We start from the raw sequence: 17,994 nt of genomic DNA, 5'->3' as shown, positions 1-17,994 counted from the left end.
TCTATCGGCTGGACTCCCTCAAGGTATGTCTCATGATGAAGAGATAAAAAATGGGGGTCCTTTTCATGAATATCAAAGTGTTAGGTGTTGCGCCGTATAAAGGGTTGGGAGATGTGTTAATCGACCTTGCCAAAGAAGAAAAAAATATCACATTCCAGCTTGTAGTCGGAGATCTTAGGTCTGGTGTTGCTCTCGCAGAACAAGCAGAAGCTCAAGGGATGGATATCATTATGAGCCGGGGCGGAACAGCTGCGCTCATTCAAAAACATGTGAACATCCCAGTAGTGGATATCCCTGTGTCAGGGTACGACTTGCTTCGTGCCTTAACGCTGATAAAAGATTATCAAGGTAAAAAAGCGGTCGTGGGTTTTGAAAATATCACTCAAGGTGTCCGCACCATTGGGGAATTATACGGAATTAAAATTGATATTTACACAGTGCAGCAAGAGGAAGAGGTATGGGATCTCTTAAAACAATTACAAGATCAAGGGACACAGGTTGTGCTTGGAGATGTCATTACAGATAAAGCGGCTAAAGAGCTGGGAATGCAGAGTATGCTCATTACATCAGGTCGTGAATCGGTCAAAGAAGCATTTCATCAAGCAAAACAAATGTATCGTTTATATAAAGAGGCGACAGCTGAACAGCGTCTTTTTCGTGAAATGATTGATCAAGAGCCAAAAGGCATGCTGATCGTCGATCCACACAACAAACTTCATTTTATGAATCAACAAATGAAACAATGGACAGAAAAAGGATTATTTGCACCGTCTACTTCTCATGCCGATGTGATTACATGGTGTCCAGCACTTGAACCGGCACTAAAGGCGATTCGAGAAGGGAAACAAAATGGTTATTCTCAAATATCTCATCAGCAGCAAGTGTGGCATGTCAAAGGAAGCATGCTATCGAAAGGCGAGTTGCTTGTGACGATTGAAAGGCCTACGGCTGTGATGAATCAAGAAGGTCATCGTATTTGGACGCTTGCGTCGCCTATTCATTCAGAACATCCATTTGCTCTTTTTACAGAACAGAGCCCGAAAATGAAAGATGTGATCAAAAGGGCAAAAGCGTTTAGCCAAACGGAGCGCTCGATTTGCCTTTATGGTGAACAAGGAACTGGTAAATCAAGCCTTGCATTTGCCATCCATCAAATGAGCGAGAGGAAAGATGAGAGCTTTACAACGGTACATTGCAGACGTTTGACAGAACCGGAAGATTTAAAATCAATCCCTCTGCATCAAAAAGGGACGATGTTTCTAAAGGATATTGAGAGCGTTCCAATGGATATACAGCAGCTCATTGCTGAGCAGATGCATCATCATCAGAATATTCGCTGGATGGCTGCGTCTCAAGTGGATTTGTTCAAATTGATGCAATCTGGAGCGTTTTGTGAGGAATTATATATAGGCTTACAGGAGCTCACGATTCATGTCCCTCCGTTGTCTGAACGGCCAGAAGATATTGAGGACATGAGCAGGTTATTTATTGCGGAACTAAATTCTCTTTACGGGACGCAGGTGGTTGGGCTGTCAGCAGATGTGATTGAAGCCTTTCAACACCAGAAATTCAGAGAAAATGTCAGGCAGTTCAAGCGGATCATTGAGGAGCTTGTGCTGACGACAAAAAGTGGATATATCACGTTGAATAAGGCAAAGGCAGCAATTGATCAGCTTGCTTTTGAAAATGAAGAAAAACAGCTGTCCAGCTATTTGAATGGAACGCTTGATGAGATTGAAAGACGGATTATCAAAACGGTGCTGGAAGAAGAAAATATGAATCAATCAAAGGCGGCAAAGCGGTTGAATATCAACCGTACGACGCTATGGAGAAAGCTAAAGGAATAATATGTAATGAGGCCGAGGTGTCTAAATGACAAACGATCTATTAAAAAAAGGAGCGAAACTAGAGCAAAAGGTAATCATTGTGGCGGATGATTTGACAGGTGCCAACGATACAGGTGTTCAATTTGTCAAAGCGGGCTTCACAGCCTCTGTCCTGTTTCAGCCGTCATTTGAAGGCATTGACAGGTATAAAGAGGATGTGCTGATAGTGGATACCGATTCACGAAGTATGTCTTCAGAGAACGCCTACCATGAGGTCAGCCAAATGGTGCAGCCATTTCTCCAAGATGAATCGCACCTTTTCTTAAAAAAAATAGATTCAACATTAAGAGGCAATATAGGAATTGAACTGCAAGCACTAATGGATATTGGCCCATTTGATGCGGCGGTTATCGCACCTGCCTACCCAGATGCACAAAGAGCAACCAATGATGGCATACATTATGTGGAAGGAGTGCCTGTTCATCTGTCAGAGGCAGCAAAGGATCCGAAAACACCAGTTTTGACATCCAGCATATCAGATTTAATTGAGGAGCAGACGAACGTCAGACCAAAAAACCTTTCTCAACAAACAATCGGCGAAGAGCTCAAAGGAATGGATGATGAGGTATCATCGTTATTGAAGCATGGTCACCAATGGTTTGTGTGTGATGCAGAAACAAGTGATGATTTAGGGCGGATTGTGGAAGTGTTTATGAAGATGGATAAAAGAATACTATGGGTCGGTTCAGCGGGACTAGCTGGTGCATTATCGGCATATGTCGCTAAACATAGAAATACTTCTCGCCTTAAAAAACAGAGACCTGTCCTCATCGTATCTGGAAGTGCCTCTCAAAAAACAAATGAGCAGTTTGCTTATTTAAGAGAAACTCACGATTGTTTTGAGATAAAATTGAACCCGCTGAATGTATTAAACGGCCGTGAAGCATGGGAACGAAAATCAGTTCTCGATCAACTGCGTAAGCGTCAGAACGAAGATATTCTCCTTTACACAGATGCACGGCCAGAGATGGTTGAAAAGATGCTGGTTTACGGAGAAAAGAAAGGGCTGTCAAGACAAGAGGTTGGAGGTGCTTTGTCCGTCTTTCTTGGAATGATCACAAAAGACATTGTCACATTATCAGGAATGAGACGACTTTTCCTAACTGGCGGAGATACAGCGCGGGCGATTTGCCAAGAGCTTGGAGCAGGAGGTATTCGGCTGCTGAAAGAAATTGAACCTGGCATCCCGCTCGGTCAGCTTGTTGATACGAATTTATATGCGGTTACGAAAGCAGGAGCTTACGGTCAAAAAAATTCAGTACTCCACGCGGTAGAAGTGCTGAAAAAGATAGAGGGGGAAGTCGAATGTCAAAACCAATCATTGCTGTAACGATGGGAGATGCGGCTGGTGTTGGTCCTGAAATTATTTTAAAAGCTTTTCAGCAAACGCGTTTACATGAAGAAGCCGTTCTATTTGTGATCGGAGATACCAGTATATTAAATAGGGCAAAAGACTTTGTGAGTACAGATGTGGAGATTGTAAGTATCAAAGAACCAGAGGAAGCGGAGCAGGTGAAAGCCGGAGCAGTTCCCTGCTTAGACCTTAAGCTTTTAACGAACGAGATTCCAATTGGGGACATATCAAAAGAAGCAGGAAATGCTGCTTTCCGATATCTTGAAAAAGCCATTAGTCTTGCAAATGACCGTAGAATTGACGGCATTTGCACAGCGCCGTTAAACAAAGAAGCACTTCATAAGGCAGGTCATATGTATCCAGGACATACAGAAATTTTAGCTGACCTGACAGGTACAGAAGATTATGCGATGATGCTGGCTGCCCCTAACTTAAAGGTAGTTCATGTCACCACACATATTGGATTAATGGATGCCATTTTAAAGATTAATCCTGAGCGTGTATACACGACGATTAAGCTGGCACATGATACACTCGTCCGTTCTGGAATCTCTGCTCCTAAAATCGCTGTATGCGGGATTAACCCGCATGCTGGGGAGAATGGATTGTTTGGGAACGGAGAAGAAGAGGAGAAGATCATCCCAGCGGTTGAACTAGCGCAGGAAGAAGGGATTCAAGTATTTGGGCCGCTGCCTGCTGATACCTTGTTCTTTAGGGCAGTAAGAGGTGACTTTGATATCGTTGTGGCGATGTATCATGATCAAGGGCACGGACCGATTAAGGTGCTTGGCTTAGAGTCGGGTGTAAACATTACAGTTGGGCTGCCGATTATCCGTACAAGTGTCGATCATGGGACGGCATTTGATATCGCAGGAACAGGAAAAGCTGATTCTGCGAGCATGGAAGAAGCTATTAGACAGGCCATCATGCTTTCTGGTACGAGAGAAAATCAATATGAAAAGTAAAAGAGCCTTTAAGAGAGGCTCTTTTTTTCTAGTTCATATACGTTCCGCCATTCATATTGATGGTTTCTCCTGTGATAAAATCCGACTGGTCAGAAGCTAAAAATGTCACAACATTTGCAACTTGTTCTGGTGTTCCAATCGTTTTCAAAGGAATTCTATCTAAAACCGAACGCCGGTATTCATCGCTCCACTGTTTGCTCATGTCTGTTTCAATTGGACCAGGGCAGACAGCATTCACATGAATGTGGTGTTCTGCTAATTCTTTGGCAAGATGCATGGTTAAATAATTGATGCCTGCCTTTGATGCACCGTATGCAGGTGATGCATTGTGATGAGGGGTTTTGCCAGTTGTAGAACTCATATTAATAATCTTTCCGCCTTGTTGTTTGATCATGTCAGGAATGACCGCTTGGCACATGAGGAACGTGCCGGTCAAATTAATATCAATCAATCGTTTCCACTCATCAAGGGATGTCTCGACTGTGGATTTTCGTAAATTGATCCCAGCATTGTTGACCAGCAGATCAATCTGTCCAAAATGTGTTTTCGCTTGCTCCACGAGTGAAGAGGCTGTCTCTGGTAAACTAGCATCACCAGCAACATAAACGGCTCGTTTCTCTTTTTTATTCAGTGAGGAGCAAACCTCCTGCAGCAGCATGTCGTTCGTTCCATTGAGAACGACGCGCACTCCTTCGCAGGCAAGTGCCTCCGCAATGGCGCGGCCGATTCCTCTGCTTGCACCTGTAATGATTGCTACTTTATTTTGTAAACTCACGTACATCCCACCCCATCTCTCATAATTAAAAAGCGCTTTCATTCATTATAAAACGGGATGTTTCATCATTCAACATATATAAGAGGGTTGGAGTGATTTTCAGTAAAAGTGTTTCATAATAAAACAAATACATCTTTTTAACTTCAGGTTATACTAGAAGGACAAAGCAGTAGAAAAGAGGGAAAACCGTTGAAACTTTATACGAAAACCGGGGATCAGGGCCAAACAGGCTTGATCGGAGGAAGAGCCGATAAAGATGATGTGAGAGTAGAGGCGTATGGTACGTTAGATGAGGCGAATAGCTTTATTGGACTCGCGCATGCAAAATTACGGCAGCATGGCGAATTGTTTCCGGACCTTTTGTCAGAGCTGATCGTTATACAGCATGAGCTGTTTGACTGCGGTGGTGATTTGGCAGCAGTCAAACCACGTAAAGAAGGCAAATTAACAGAAGCCTCTGTGACAGTCCTTGAGGAAAGAATGGATGTCTATGTAGAAGAGGCCGCGCCGCTTACTAAGTTTATTTTACCGGGTGGTCAGGAAGGCGCTGCTCTCTTACATGTAGCGCGGACAGTCGTCAGAAGAGCCGAGAGGCATATTGTGACGCTTGCAAAACAGGAGGAGATTCCAGCCGTTGCGCTCTCATACGTAAACCGTCTATCCGATTATTTATTTGCAGCCGCTCGAATCGTGAATTATCGGCTTGGTGAAGCTGATGTTGAATATGAACGAAGTGCCGATGTGTTTCGTTCTAAATAAGGAAAGCACTCTTCATAGAAGAGTGCTTTTTTATTAGGTTCTGCCGCTTAGTCTGAGCATTGTTACGACTCTAGTCGCAATCAAAGATCAATCTGTGACACGTTTTGCCGGCTTTCTTTTTTGACTATAGTTAAAGCAAGGAGCAAGAAAGGAGGCATGAAGATGAAAATAACAAGTAAAACCATTATCGGTTCAATTTTATTGTTTGTCGGTTTATCCATCTTCTTTGGTGGTTCATTTGGTGGTCTGATCCCGGTTTTGATTGGTGCAGGGCTCATCTATGTAGGTGTTAAAAAATACGAAAAAGGCAGTAAAACCTTAGGTGTCATTCTAGCAGTCATTGGTGTATTGATCGTCGTGCAATTTCTGCCGTTTATACTCGGCATCGCATTTGCAGGGGTACTTCTTTATTTTGGCTGGTCGATGATCAATGGTGAATCTACCGAAAAATCATCAAGCAGAGCCTATATGGAGCCAAACACGGCACCTAATACGGAAGAACCGATTCATACGTCTTTTGATCAAGAATGGGAAGACTTTTTAAAGAAAAAATAAAGGGAGGAATATCAAATGGTATTAAGAAGAGTAAGAGATATGTTTGTTGCAACTGTCAATGAGGGTTTAGATAAATTGGAGAATCCGCGTGTCATGCTGAATCAATACGTTCGTGATATGGAGGATGATGTTGCGAAAGCGAAACATGCCATCATCAAACAGCAAACGATTCAGCAAGGCTTCCAGCGAAAAGCAGAAGAGACGGAAGCATTTGCTGAAAAGCGAAAGAAACAGGCCGAGCTGGCATATCATGCTGGAGAAGAGGAGCTTGCACGAAAAGCGCTCACAGAAATGAAGTATTTTGAAGAAAAGCACAACGAATATCAGGAAGCCTACCAGCAATCTGTGAAACAATTGAAAGAGCTGAAAGAGCAATTGCAGCACTTAGAAACAAAGCTGCGTGATATAAAAGACAAGAAGCAGGCCCTGATTGCAAGAGCCAATGCCGCACAGGCAAAGCAGCATATGAATGATTCCATCAATAAAGTAGACAGTGAAAGTGCATATAAAGAGTTTCTTCGAATGGAGAACCGTATTGAAGAAATGGAAACAAAAGCAGGCAGCTATGCACAATTTGCAGATCAAGGGGCATATGCTCATTTAGACTACGCCGATGAGGTTGAAAAAGAATGGCAGAAGCTGAAACTTGAGAAAAAGCCTGAACAGCAGCAAGCAAACGTATAGAGGTCAAATCGGAAGAAAAGCAGGCTTTTTCTTCCGATATTTGATTTCTTTCTGTTTCGCTTTTCCTTATAATGAAAAGGTCAGAAGATAAAGGGATGGTATGAATGAAGCGATTAATCGGTCTAATTTGTATACTTGTAGGTATCTTTTTAATGATTGGCATGCTTTTCAAAAATGAAGATCTCTTTCATTTAAGTTTTTCCCGTGAAAAACCAGTGACAAAAGCTTCAGCGAAAAAAGAGGAGATTGATCAATTAGATATTTCTCTTTCTGGGTTTCGCGTGAAGGTAAAACCTGAAAATCGTTCCGATATTTCCGTGACTGCTCTCAATGGAAAAGGGAAAATGTATGCGGAGCAAACAGGCGGTACCTTTAAAATTCGCGCTGAAAATAAAAGCTTCTTGTTTTTCACTCAATTTGAAAAAGGAGAGCTTTTAGTTAAAATTCCAACAGATTATCATAAAAATGTGAAGATTACGGGTGGAAGCGGAGTCAGCGAGATGAACGGAGAAGGAAAGCTGTCCCTTCAAGATGTGATACTCAAATCAACGAGCGGAAACCTCACAGCTGAGAATTTCTCAGCCAAAAATGTGGAAATCAAAGCAACCTCTGGCAGGCTGGCAGTGTCGCACATTGATGCGAAGGATAGTGATATTGGGGCAACTTCAGGGCGTGCCGATATTAATGATGTCAAAGGCGAGCTGCAATTGGGCATGACAAGCGGCCGGTTGACAGCAAGTTTTGATACAATTGAGTCACCTGTCTCCTTTCATATGACATCAGGGAGCGCGAAATTTAATTTGCCAGATGACGGAGATTTCAACGTTCAGGTGAAAAAAACAAGTGGAAGCGTCGATCACTCGTATGACTTTGATCAAGTGGATAGTGAAGGTCGAGGCTTTACAGGTACGCGGGGGAAAGGGACACATTTAGTCGATATTGAAATGACAAGTGGTAACCTCAAGCTGCGGTAATGATTGAAAGAAAGGAAGGAGGCGAGTCAACTGCGTTTTACAAGGAATCAAATTTTAGGCATCATTGTCGTGATATTTGGTATTAATTTATTTCTCAAAATTATTGGGATCGGAGCAGATTTGTTTTGGCCTGTGTTTTTTGCGCTGGCAGGTTATTGGCTGCACTCACGATCCAAACGTTGGCTCGGTTCAGTTTCCTATATTTTTGCCGGCTTTCTCTTCTTAAAATTTCTGCTCAATATTACATTTAGTTTAACAGGTTACTTATTTGCGGCCTTTTTGATTTATGCCGGCTATCGCTTATTGAAAAATAAACCTGTTTTTGATGTCGATAAAAAAGAAACATCAGACGACGGGAAGCCTTCATTGAAAGTCAATCTTGAAAAAAAGGACGATCAGAAAAAAACAAAAAGCCAGACAAAGCCGCGCAAAGAGCATGACTTTTTTATCGGTGAAGTCAGGCTGATGAAAAAGCCGTTTCAATTAAGTGATTTGACGATTTCAGGTTTTATTGGCGATGTTAAAATCGATTTATCAAAGGCGATCATCGCAGAAGAAGAGAGTACGATCGTGATTAGCGGGCTGATCGGAGATGTGGATATTTACGTACCGCAGGATATTGAAGTATGTGTGAGTGCTTCCGCCGCGATTGGTGATATGAAAATCATAGATGAAAAAAGAAGCGGGTTCGGCAGTAAAGTGTACGTGATGACCAACGATTACGATGAGAGCAAACGAAAAGTGAAAATCTCCATCTCTCTATTGATCGGAGATGTGGATGTGAGATACTTATGAGGAAATTCCATTTAGGCCTCCAGTGGCAATCTGTTCGTCTTGGCGTCGGTATCTCGCTCGGTGTTGTGACGATGACGACACTGCCGATGTTTTTTTATTATCAGCTTGATCCGATGATTCTGCTTTCTACCCGCTGGTTTGGCATACCGTTTTTTTGTATTTTACTCATCGTTAGTCTTGCGATTGGGATTTCTGCCGGGAGTGTATTTGGCTATCAGCATAAGAAGCGACTCGATCAGCTTGTAGAGTCGATTTTGAAATTTGAAAATGGAAACTTTGCATACAGACTGCCGTCTCTTGGCGACGATGAAATTGGCTTAGCCGCCGATCAATTAAATGAAATGGCGAAGCGGGTGGAAGGGCAAGTAGCCTCTTTGCAAAAGCTTTCAAATGAACGGGCTGAATGGCAGGTTCAAATGAAGAAATCGGTCGTCTCAGAAGAGCGGCAGCGGCTTGCACGAGAGCTCCATGATGCGGTCAGTCAGCAGTTATTTGCGATTTCGATGATGACTTCAGCTATTCTTGAAGGCATGAAGGAAAAGGACGAAAAGATATTAAAGCAAATGCAGCTTGTCGAACGAATGGCTGGCGATGCACAAAATGAGATGCGTGCTCTTCTGCTTCACCTAAGACCGATCACGCTAGAAGGAAAAGACCTGAAAAAAGGCTTAATTGAGCTGCTAAATGAATTTCAAGCAAAGCAGCCGATTGATATTGATTGGGAAATCGAAGATGATGTTCCGTTATCTAAAGGAGTAGAGGACCACCTCTTCCGAATTGTGCAAGAAGCCCTGTCTAATGTATTTAGGCATGCAAAGGCGACAAAGGTAACTGTGCGCCTGCTCATAAGAAACCGGCAAGTGCAGCTAAAGATTATTGATAATGGTATCGGCTTTCAAACAGACCATGTGAAGACAGCCTCCTACGGACTTGAATCGATTCGAGAGAGAACAAGTGAAGTAGGCGGTGTCGCAGAGATTATGTCATTTGAGGGAAAAGGCACACAAATTGATGTGAAGGTTCCCATTTTTGATGAAGGAAAAGGAGAGAACGTTCGATGATTCGAGTGCTTTTAATCGACGATCACGAAATGGTGAGAATGGGTCTTGCGGCCTTTTTAGAGGCGCAGGCTGATATTGAAGTCATTGGTGAAGCGTCAGATGGACAAAAAGGTGTAGAGCTAGCCGTTGAATTAAAGCCAGATGTGATTTTAATGGATCTTGTCATGGAGGGGATGGATGGCATCGAAGCAACGAAAAGAATTTGTCAGGAAATTGAAGATGCCAAGATTATCGTTCTGACGAGCTTTATTGACGATGATAAAGTCTATCCAGTGATTGAGGCGGGTGCTTTAAGCTATTTATTAAAAACATCCAAGGCAGGAGAAATTGCTGATGCCATCAGATCTGCAAGTATCGGCGAACCAAGACTTGAATCAAAAGTGGCTGGAAAGGTCATGAATAAACTCCGTCATTCATCAAATGGGTCCATCCTTCACGATTCATTAACGGCAAGAGAAATGGAGATCTTGAAGCTGATTGCGGATGGGAAATCGAATAAGGTCATTGCCGAGGAATTATTTATTACAATTAAAACGGTGAAGACCCATATTACCAACATTCTTTCCAAACTTGATGTGGAAGATCGAACGCAGGCGGCTGTGTATGCGCACCGTCATAAGCTGATTCAATAAAAAAACAGCTTTCAAGTGAAAGCTGCTAGAACATGCGTAAAATTAGTCCTTCTGTCCTGTGATCGGACGTTCGGATAGTTGATGGAGCTCAGGAACTGGAAAAGCCTCCTGCTCCTTGGCCGGTTTTTCTTCCAGGGTTTTCTTCATTTCGGATAAAAGCTTTACGCTCTCCTTTGCTGCTGCCGCTTTTTTTTCCTGCAAATCAATGATCTGTGAAAGTCCGACGAATAATCCGCCTCCCAACAGAAGGAGCGCAGGGGTTTGTCCATAATAAACCACGATCAAAAATGTGCTTGAAAAGCTGTCGGCTTCAATGAAGAAATCTTCTTTTGATTGCGTGAATACAACGATTAACAGAAGTATCCCTAGAATCAAAAATAGAATGCCGGCCGAAAGTAAAGCTCGTTTCATGATTGACACCCTTTTTTTCTTACCATTTTAACATACTCTATAAAGATTGTGTTGCGCCCTTAGTCCCGAAGTCACGGATTTTCACATTTGCTTTGTAACGAATGTCCGATTCACTAAATATTTCATCCCAATGCTTCGCTTCTTTTCGAAAGTCCTTCGGATACGCAATACCCGCTTTTTGATAAAACCCGCAAATATCTGCTTTGATCTCATGCTGTAATTCCCCAATGAAATCTTTTACGTTTTTCTCTAATCGACGCTCCACAACACCTTCAATCTCTTGGAGATACTTTTCATTAAATGCATTTTCCCGCTCATTCCAATCCTCAGATAATCTTCCTTCAAGCGCCACTGACACATTAAATTGATATTTTCCGCTGGCTGTTTTATTTGTTTCAATGTTGTGTTTCAGTTTAAAAATCTCAAAAGAATAGATGCTGTGATCATATTCAAATTCAATGACTCCGCCTTCTCCGTCTCCAGTCAACAGGTTATACGACTGCACGGCTAACGGAGAGATGTTGGTGAGAAATCGTCTGTTCTTTATAATAGAGGCTCCGTCCAGCATTAATTTCCCTTGATCCACACCGACTTTCGGAACAGCAAAAGATACGTTGTTTTGCATAGCAGAAGAAATATCTCCTAATGAAGCGGGCTTGAGCATACGTATAGTCGATTTAGTATTCCTAGAAATATCATATAATGTAGAAGAAGCTGGCTGTCCATCGTCATTGATTTTCAGCAAGTCCCCAGGCTTCTCAGAAGTCATAAAGACAAGGCTTCCTCTCCGTGTTTCATTGTCGCGAATAAATTGATTAATGACGAGGTCGAAATTATTCTCATTGATGAGCTCCTCAGAAAATAAATACACCCTCAGCTGCTGGGCGAAAATCCGGTGACTCTTGAGCGTTGTTGTTCGGAATATTTGATGTACGGAATCACCACTAGTTTCAATAATCTTTGTTGGGTCTTTTACGCTGGATTCTTGCTCAATTTTTTGAGGAACAAGGACTTGCATAGATATTTTAAGCTTATGACCGTCATCTCCTTTATCTAAGCCAAAACCAATCGCCATGTTGAGCTCCTCAATATTGGTACTATCCCAGCATCCACTTAATAGAACAAGGGCCAGGTATGCAAAGGCCGCCTTTTTTTTCATGCTGCTTTCCGCCTCCTTTTAAAAAACACGATGATAAATAAGAGAAACGGGAGGATGCCGAATAAAAGGAAAAATAAATGGTTCACATAGGTTAGATAATCACGCACTGTATCAACATCCTTTGGGAAAACGGCGGCAAAGTAGATGACAATTCCCATCAACGTGAGTACGACTTTTTTGGGTAATTTTGTTAGTTTGGATACCCCCATTGCAGCAAAAAACGTATATCCTACAAAGCTCGTATAAAGCTGAACAAGCCAAACGATAAGCAAAAAAGATTCAATTCGCTCAATAAAAATCCCCTGTATATCGAACGATTGAAATAAAGCAATCGTCGGCCAAGTCAACGTCGCAGTTTCTTTCACAGTGAACGCACCAACGACAAGAATATAGGTGAATATATAAATGATCGCAGGAATCAAAAAGCCGATTGCGCCATAAGCAAAGGTGTGTTTTTGCGTGTTCATATAGACAGGCATAAACAGCATCATTTCAATGCCGACAAACGAAATGGCTGATGCGTTAAGGGATTTGAAGACAGGGGAGAATCCCTCTCCTAAAACAGGCCGGAGGTTATCTAACTTAAATTCTTGAACACTGAGTCCATATGCAACAAATAAGATAATCAAGGTCACAATGAGGAAAAAAGGGCACAGTCTGGCAAAATCACCAATCCCGCCGACTACGAGATAAAGACCAACCAAAATAAAGCTGATCATTGTCACCGCTACAGGTGTGTTTTGAAGCAGAAAGAACTTCACCATTTCTGACATAGCCCGTACTTCATAGCTGGCAACGCCAAGAAAATAAACAATAATGAGCAGGTTAGCAAGAGCACCAATCCACTTTCCAAGCCCCTCATTTGTATAATCATAGTAAGAGGAGAAGGGGACTTTTTTCATCATAAGGACATTCACAAAAATAAATACAATGTAAATGACGCTCATGAGTAAGAGTGCAATCCAGCCATCAGGTGTAGTTGCAGCCTGTGCCATTGCTCTGGGCAGAATCATCATACTTGCACCTAATGTTGTATTGGCAATAATGGCACTTGCCTGATAGCTGGTGATCGACTCTTTATGATTGACCATATCGTTCTCCTTTCTTTTGATTTTTCAAAGGCAATCGAATGATGGAATTGTCTTCATTTTTATAGCTGAACACAAAGTCTGGCGAAAAATAAGGCGTACCAAAACTTTTTTGCCGTGTTAAATGGGTAAGGAGAACGAGCATGAACAGCACAATCCCATATAAACCCAAGGTAGCTGCCGTAAACATGGACACAAAGCGGAGCACGCGGAACGACATGCCCATCCCGTATTGAGGCACAGTAAAGGAAGCAAGGGCAATCACACTGACGATAATCACCATAATCGAGCTCACAATATGAGCCTGAACGGCCGCCTGCCCAATGACGACTCCGCCTACAAGTCCAATCGTTTGACCGAGCGGATTTGGCAGCCTTAAACCAGCTTCCCGCAGCAGCTCAATCGTTATCTCCATGATGAGTGCCTCCACAATAGGCGGAAAGGGGACATTTTCTCTTGTACTTGAGATCGAAATAGCCAGTGTTGTTGGTAAAAGTCCTTGATGGAAGGACACAAGCGCAATATAAATGGCTGATAAAAATAATGTCAGAAAGATAGAGGTAAACCGCAGCATACGAATGAGAGAGGCGGCGATCCACCTTTCATAATAATCATCAGGTGATTGCATAATCGTCGCGAGAGAAGCAGGTACAATTAACACAAAAGGTGAATGATCAACAAAAATGGCGACACGTCCATTATTTAAAGCAGATGCCACTTTATCCGGCCGTTCTGTGTTTTGGATTTGCGGGAAAGGCGAGTACACATTGTCCTCAATCAGTTCCTCAAGAACACCAGAATCTTGTATATCATCAATCGTGACCTGTTTGAGCCTTTTTTTCACTTCTTTTAAAACAGACGATTGAGCCATACCGTCAATGTACATGATGGTCACTTGGGTGTACTTTTTTTGACCAATTTTCATGTCGACGGTTTTAAGATTGGGGTTTTTCAAGCGCTGCCTCACAAGAGCTAAGTTCGTATCTAAATCTTCAATAAAGCCAATTTTCGGGCCTCTCACAATTGTTTCAGAGGTAGCATCACCTATACTGCGTTTCTTCGTTCCATGCGTTTCTAAAATATACGCATGCTGAAATCCGTTAATCAGTACCACACAATGCCCTTCAAAAATCGCATCGACCAATTCCTCGGTGGTCTTCACAGAACGGGTGGTCATCATCGATAAATTGGATTCCAGCTTCTCTTTTGTGAGAGACGTATGATCTTGGAGAAGCAGCTTTAAAAAGGTTTGAATCTCCATCGTTTCGTTCATTTCTTTTATGTATAAATAGTAAACCACCTGTCCGTGAGGCAGTGTTTTTTTCTCATGGACCAAATCGTCCATTTCTTTTAATTGCGGAAGGATGACGGAGAGATTATCGTATAAGTGCTCTTTTAATGGAGTTTGATTCATTTGGATCACCCGCCTCAAATCTTTTTCTTAGCATTACCTGCTTGAAAAAACAATATTCTGTGTTACATTATTTTGTGGTAAAAGAAAGAATGAGGGTTTTGGAGGAAACAAGATGGCACAGATTCGTTTAGCAGGAACAAAAGAGGAGATCGACCGTATTCTACAGTCGTTTGACAAGCATTATGAGGTGACCTATACATCAAAGGATTACGGAAAAACGAACCCAAAATACAAATATTCGAAGGATGTTCGCGTTTATATTGAACTAAAATTAAAATAAAGATAAAATTTTAATTGAAAACGCTTAAAGGATTTTCGTTTTTTGTATAGAATAGAGTTGAGTGATGAGAAGCTATGGAGGGATACATAATGACGGAATTTAGAATCGAAAAAGATACAATGGGCGAAATCAAAGTGCCAAAGGACAAGTTCTGGGGTGCACAAACACAACGAAGCAAAGAAAATTTCAAAATCGGTTCTGAGAAAATGCCAAAGGAAGTTGTGAATGCGTTTGCGATTTTGAAACGTAGCACAGCGATTGCGAACGAACGACTTGGCAACCTTGAAAGCGAAAAAGCAGAAGCAATTGCTGCTGTATGTGATGATATCATCAGCGGAAAGTATGACGAGCATTTCCCGCTTGTTGTTTGGCAGACAGGCAGTGGAACACAAAGTAACATGAACATGAACGAAGTCGTTGCAAACAGAGCAACTGCTTACTTGAAAGATAAAAATAGCGAGTTCAGCATTCACCCGAATGATGACGTTAACCGCAGCCAAAGCTCAAATGATACATTCCCAACGGCTATGCACGTGGCAGCTGTTTTAGCTGTGTACAAAAAATTGCTGCCTGCAATTGACCAGTTAAGAACAACTCTTGATGAGAAAGCAAAAGCGTATCAAGAGATTGTGAAAATCGGCCGTACGCACTTGCAGGATGCAACACCGCTGACAGTTGGCCAAGAGATTAGCGGCTGGGTATACATGCTGGATCGTTCAAAAGAAATGATTCTAGAATCAACTGAAAAAATGAGAGAATTAGCCATTGGCGGAACTGCTGTTGGTACAGGAATTAACGCACATCCTGAGTTCGGTCAATATGTTGCTGAGGAAATCAGCCAGCTGACAGGTCAAACTTTCAATTCTTCACCAAACAAATTCCATGCGCTGACAAGCCATGATGAAATTACGTATGCACATGGTGCCTTAAAAGCACTTGCAGCTGATTTAATGAAAATTGCCAATGATGTAAGATGGCTTGCAAGTGGTCCTCGCTGCGGAATTGGCGAATTGATCATTCCTGAAAATGAGCCGGGAAGCTCCATTATGCCAGGAAAAGTTAACCCAACCCAAAGTGAAGCATTAACTATGATTGCAGCGCAAATCATGGGGAATGATGCCACAATCGGTTTTGCGGCAAGCCAAGGAAACTTTGAGCTGAACGTATTTAAGCCAGTCATCATTTATAACTTCCTGCAATCAGTTGAACTACTTGCTGATGGCATGAACTCATTCCATGACAAGTGTGCAGTTGGAATCGAACCAAACCTTGAAACGATTGAGAAAAACTTGAACAATTCATTGATGCTTGTGACGGCACTAAACCCGCACATCGGATATGAAAATGCAGCGAAAATTGCGAAGCTTGCGCACAAAGAAGGATTAACACTAAAAGAAGCAGCACTTCAATTAGAGCTGTTAACTGAAGAGCAGTTCGAGCAATTTGTGAAACCAGAGGAAATGGTGACACCGAAAGCAAAATAAGAAACCAGGGGCAGCTGCCCCTGGTTTTTATGTGGGAAGATATTTGAGGTGAATAGTTGTGAGAACAATAAAGACAAGATTTATTAGATGGCTGCGGACACGTGATGTTGAATTCTTTCAAGTAATGTCCCCAGATACGGAGGAGTCAGCTTTTTTGTTATATATTGATCAAAGACGGCCCGAGGGTGTGAATCATATTGATATATTTTTGATCTCTCATTTTGAGCTGTCAGAAGAGTCGTATGAAGATGTTCTAAGTTTCAATAACGATATGCTAGGCTTTAAACCAACCTGTTCGTATTGTATGGACACACTGTCGATAGAGGAAGAATTTGAATTTGATTTTCCTTGTGACATGCTTGCTGTTCAAAGATATGTAGATGACTTACTAAATAGAGTTCAAGCCAGCAAACTTCCTGAACTGACACATAAGGATTTTGATTTTTTATCACAACAATAAACCCAGGGCATCCCCTGGGTTTTACAAATGATCCTCTTTCAAAATACGCAAAAGTGAATCAGAATTGGTTTGAAGCGGCGCATATAATTTCAATTGGTACAGCATGCCTTTCACGATGACTTGTCTTGGTTTTTGTTTGTTTAATTCATTTTCCAGGATGCCAAGCGCTTCAAATAACTCAGGCTCGTCTTTCACTTCATAGTGTGCTTCAGCAATCTCTCTTAATTCCTTTAAAAGAGATTCTGTGAGCGGATCGAATGACCGTTCATAAATTGGACCAAACCAATCGCTCGCTTGATCTACAGAAATGAGAGGAAGATCATTTCGCTTCATCATACCGCCCATCAAATCATCGATACGATGAATCATGGTTTTGGCAAGCTCTTCTGCTTCCAGCTGAAAATCATATAAAATGGCAAGCTCGAAATAAACGTGGCTCATGCCCTCAATCGTCAAACATAAATCAGCCATATATGGAATAGCAGCGTCTCCATACACTTGTTTAATGTTATCGATGTGAAGCTGGATGGTTGCAAGCCTAATTTGTTTTGCGAGCTGCTGCGTTTCTTCATTCAATGGAAGCGCCCTGTCGCTCAGCTGCATTTTAATAAAATCCTTTTGCTGCAAAATATTATCGTAATAGACAGTGAGCTGTTTGCGGTAGGCTTCTTTTGGTGTGCCGCCCTCTGTTTGAACCTCATGAATCCGGGTAAATACCTTATCGTAATAGTAATGAAGGATCGAAATGAGCAGTGCTTCCTTTGATTTAAAATAAAGATAAAAAGCGCCCTTTGACATGTGGCATTCATCTGCAATTTCCTGAACAGACGTTGTGTTATAGCCTTTGCTGGCAAATAATTTCATGCCAGCCTCAATGATCATTTTTTCTTTCTTTTTCAAAATGAATGTCATCCTTTCTTACCGAGAGACAAATGTCTTAGGAAACGTGCGCAAAGAGATGTGACTTATCGGTCATAAACGACGAAAGTTTTCAAAAATTAATCAGATTGTAACTTGTTTTTTACAGTGTAATTCTTTATATTATAAAGTAAGGTGACCAACTGGTCAAAATATGTGAAAGGATGATGTTCCATGAGAGAAATCGATGATATGATTAGACGCCTGCGAACAAAAGGGATTCAAGTAGAAAAAGTCAAAATGCCGAAAGAGACAACCATTGAAAAGAAATGGATGTATCAAGCTGGCAAAAAGATCAAAGCCACATACCGTGATTTCAATGGGTATTCATTCATCTAAA

Annotated in this window: 20 protein-coding genes; 14 read left to right on the top strand and 6 right to left on the bottom strand. The window is 41.8% G+C overall.

All coding sequences use genetic code 11. The features are described 5' to 3' along the window. Positions 1 to 65 precede the first annotated feature (65 nt). The 3 genes from NST65_RS15410 to pdxA are packed head-to-tail and all read left to right on the top strand — an operon-like array spanning position 66 to position 4,205. Positions 66 to 1,847 (top strand): sigma-54-dependent transcriptional regulator, encoded by a 1,782-nt coding sequence (locus tag NST65_RS15410; protein WP_181566856.1) that lies wholly within the window; start codon positions 66 to 68, stop codon positions 1,845 to 1,847. Between the two features lie 25 nt (positions 1,848 to 1,872). Further along, positions 1,873 to 3,216: a four-carbon acid sugar kinase family protein gene (locus NST65_RS15405; RefSeq protein ID WP_111926703.1), complete on the top strand. Its 1,344-nt coding sequence runs from the start codon at positions 1,873 to 1,875 to the stop codon at positions 3,214 to 3,216. After that, positions 3,192 to 4,205: a 4-hydroxythreonine-4-phosphate dehydrogenase PdxA gene (pdxA, locus tag NST65_RS15400; protein ID WP_111926701.1), complete on the top strand. Its 1,014-nt coding sequence runs from the start codon at positions 3,192 to 3,194 to the stop codon at positions 4,203 to 4,205. Before NST65_RS15405 ends, pdxA begins: the two co-directional genes overlap by 25 nt. A 28-nt stretch (positions 4,206 to 4,233) precedes the next feature. Here pdxA and NST65_RS15395 read toward each other — a convergent pair whose 3' ends face one another. Next, the gene (locus tag NST65_RS15395) at positions 4,234 to 4,980 is read right to left on the bottom strand and encodes a 3-oxoacyl-ACP reductase family protein (RefSeq protein WP_024423430.1); all 747 of its coding nucleotides are present in this window, start codon (positions 4,978 to 4,980) and stop codon (positions 4,234 to 4,236) included. Positions 4,981 to 5,169: 189 nt separating this feature from the next. On the opposite strand from NST65_RS15395, the gene NST65_RS15390 reads away from it, so the two are divergent. The 7 genes from NST65_RS15390 to NST65_RS15360 all read left to right on the top strand — a co-directional run bounded on the left by NST65_RS15390 (position 5,170) and on the right by NST65_RS15360 (position 10,440). Then, positions 5,170 to 5,739, top strand: a complete 570-nt coding sequence (locus tag NST65_RS15390; RefSeq protein ID WP_111926699.1) for a cob(I)yrinic acid a,c-diamide adenosyltransferase — start codon at positions 5,170 to 5,172, stop codon at positions 5,737 to 5,739. Positions 5,740 to 5,901: 162 nt separating this feature from the next. Next, positions 5,902 to 6,294, top strand: coding sequence for a membrane protein (locus NST65_RS15385; RefSeq protein ID WP_024426019.1), 393 nt, complete (start codon positions 5,902 to 5,904; stop codon positions 6,292 to 6,294). 15 nt (positions 6,295 to 6,309) lie between these two features. Beyond that, the gene (locus tag NST65_RS15380; protein WP_111926697.1) at positions 6,310 to 6,978 is read left to right on the top strand and encodes a PspA/IM30 family protein; all 669 of its coding nucleotides are present in this window, start codon (positions 6,310 to 6,312) and stop codon (positions 6,976 to 6,978) included. A gap of 104 nt (positions 6,979 to 7,082) precedes the next feature. After that, the gene (locus tag NST65_RS15375) at positions 7,083 to 7,952 is read left to right on the top strand and encodes a DUF4097 domain-containing protein (RefSeq protein ID WP_034280875.1); all 870 of its coding nucleotides are present in this window, start codon (positions 7,083 to 7,085) and stop codon (positions 7,950 to 7,952) included. A gap of 30 nt (positions 7,953 to 7,982) precedes the next feature. Further along, on the top strand, positions 7,983 to 8,747 hold the full coding sequence (gene liaF, locus NST65_RS15370) for a cell wall-active antibiotics response protein LiaF (protein ID WP_034281438.1): 765 nt from the start codon (positions 7,983 to 7,985) through the stop codon (positions 8,745 to 8,747). Beyond that, positions 8,744 to 9,808 (top strand): two-component system sensor histidine kinase LiaS, encoded by a 1,065-nt coding sequence (gene liaS / locus NST65_RS15365; RefSeq protein ID WP_034280874.1) that lies wholly within the window; start codon positions 8,744 to 8,746, stop codon positions 9,806 to 9,808. Before liaF ends, liaS begins: the two co-directional genes overlap by 4 nt. After that, a complete protein-coding gene (locus NST65_RS15360; protein WP_024423423.1) occupies positions 9,805 to 10,440 on the top strand; it encodes a response regulator transcription factor in 636 nt (211 codons plus the stop codon). Before liaS ends, NST65_RS15360 begins: the two co-directional genes overlap by 4 nt. 42 nt (positions 10,441 to 10,482) lie before the next feature. Here the strand turns inward: NST65_RS15360 and NST65_RS15355 are convergent, their stop codons facing one another. Genes NST65_RS15355 through NST65_RS15340 form a run of 4 tightly spaced genes read right to left on the bottom strand, consistent with a single transcriptional unit; the run spans position 10,483 to position 14,512 of the window. Then, complete coding sequence (locus NST65_RS15355) at positions 10,483 to 10,851, bottom strand: hypothetical protein (RefSeq protein ID WP_034280872.1); 369 nt, start codon at positions 10,849 to 10,851, stop codon at positions 10,483 to 10,485. Positions 10,852 to 10,888: 37 nt separating this feature from the next. Next, positions 10,889 to 12,010: a Ger(x)C family spore germination protein gene (locus NST65_RS15350; RefSeq protein ID WP_034280871.1), complete on the bottom strand. Its 1,122-nt coding sequence runs from the start codon at positions 12,008 to 12,010 to the stop codon at positions 10,889 to 10,891. Then, on the bottom strand, positions 12,007 to 13,101 hold the full coding sequence (locus tag NST65_RS15345) for an endospore germination permease (protein ID WP_034280869.1): 1,095 nt from the start codon (positions 13,099 to 13,101) through the stop codon (positions 12,007 to 12,009). Before NST65_RS15345 ends, NST65_RS15350 begins: the two co-directional genes overlap by 4 nt. Beyond that, positions 13,088 to 14,512, bottom strand: coding sequence for a spore germination protein (locus NST65_RS15340; RefSeq protein WP_034280868.1), 1,425 nt, complete (start codon positions 14,510 to 14,512; stop codon positions 13,088 to 13,090). The genes NST65_RS15345 and NST65_RS15340 overlap by 14 nt, the downstream gene beginning before the upstream one ends. Positions 14,513 to 14,624: 112 nt before the next feature. On the opposite strand from NST65_RS15340, the gene NST65_RS15335 reads away from it, so the two are divergent. The 3 genes from NST65_RS15335 (at position 14,625) to NST65_RS15325 (ending at position 16,736) form a co-directional block, all read left to right on the top strand. Further along, the gene (locus NST65_RS15335; RefSeq protein ID WP_003213147.1) at positions 14,625 to 14,792 is read left to right on the top strand and encodes a YvzF family protein; all 168 of its coding nucleotides are present in this window, start codon (positions 14,625 to 14,627) and stop codon (positions 14,790 to 14,792) included. A gap of 89 nt (positions 14,793 to 14,881) precedes the next feature. After that, positions 14,882 to 16,276, top strand: coding sequence for a class II fumarate hydratase (gene fumC / locus NST65_RS15330; RefSeq protein WP_024423418.1), 1,395 nt, complete (start codon positions 14,882 to 14,884; stop codon positions 16,274 to 16,276). A 154-nt stretch (positions 16,277 to 16,430) separates the two neighbouring features. Next, a complete protein-coding gene (locus NST65_RS15325) occupies positions 16,431 to 16,736 on the top strand; it encodes a hypothetical protein (protein WP_231293930.1) in 306 nt (101 codons plus the stop codon). Between the two features lie 21 nt (positions 16,737 to 16,757). On the opposite strand, the gene NST65_RS15320 is transcribed toward NST65_RS15325, so the two are convergent. After that, on the bottom strand, positions 16,758 to 17,636 hold the full coding sequence (locus NST65_RS15320) for a TetR/AcrR family transcriptional regulator (protein WP_034280864.1): 879 nt from the start codon (positions 17,634 to 17,636) through the stop codon (positions 16,758 to 16,760). Between the two features lie 192 nt (positions 17,637 to 17,828). On the opposite strand from NST65_RS15320, the gene spxO reads away from it, so the two are divergent. Next, the gene (spxO, locus tag NST65_RS15315) at positions 17,829 to 17,993 is read left to right on the top strand and encodes an anti-adapter protein SpxO (RefSeq protein WP_003212782.1); all 165 of its coding nucleotides are present in this window, start codon (positions 17,829 to 17,831) and stop codon (positions 17,991 to 17,993) included. The last annotated feature ends 1 nt before the right edge of the window (position 17,994 follow it).

This window comes from Bacillus sp. FSL P4-0248 (assembly GCF_038593305.1).
GTDB classification, from domain to species: Bacteria; Bacillota; Bacilli; order Bacillales; family Bacillaceae; genus Bacillus; species Bacillus safensis.
The sequence above is the reverse complement of the archived record's forward strand: the minus strand, read 5'-3'. Positions and strand labels throughout refer to the sequence as shown.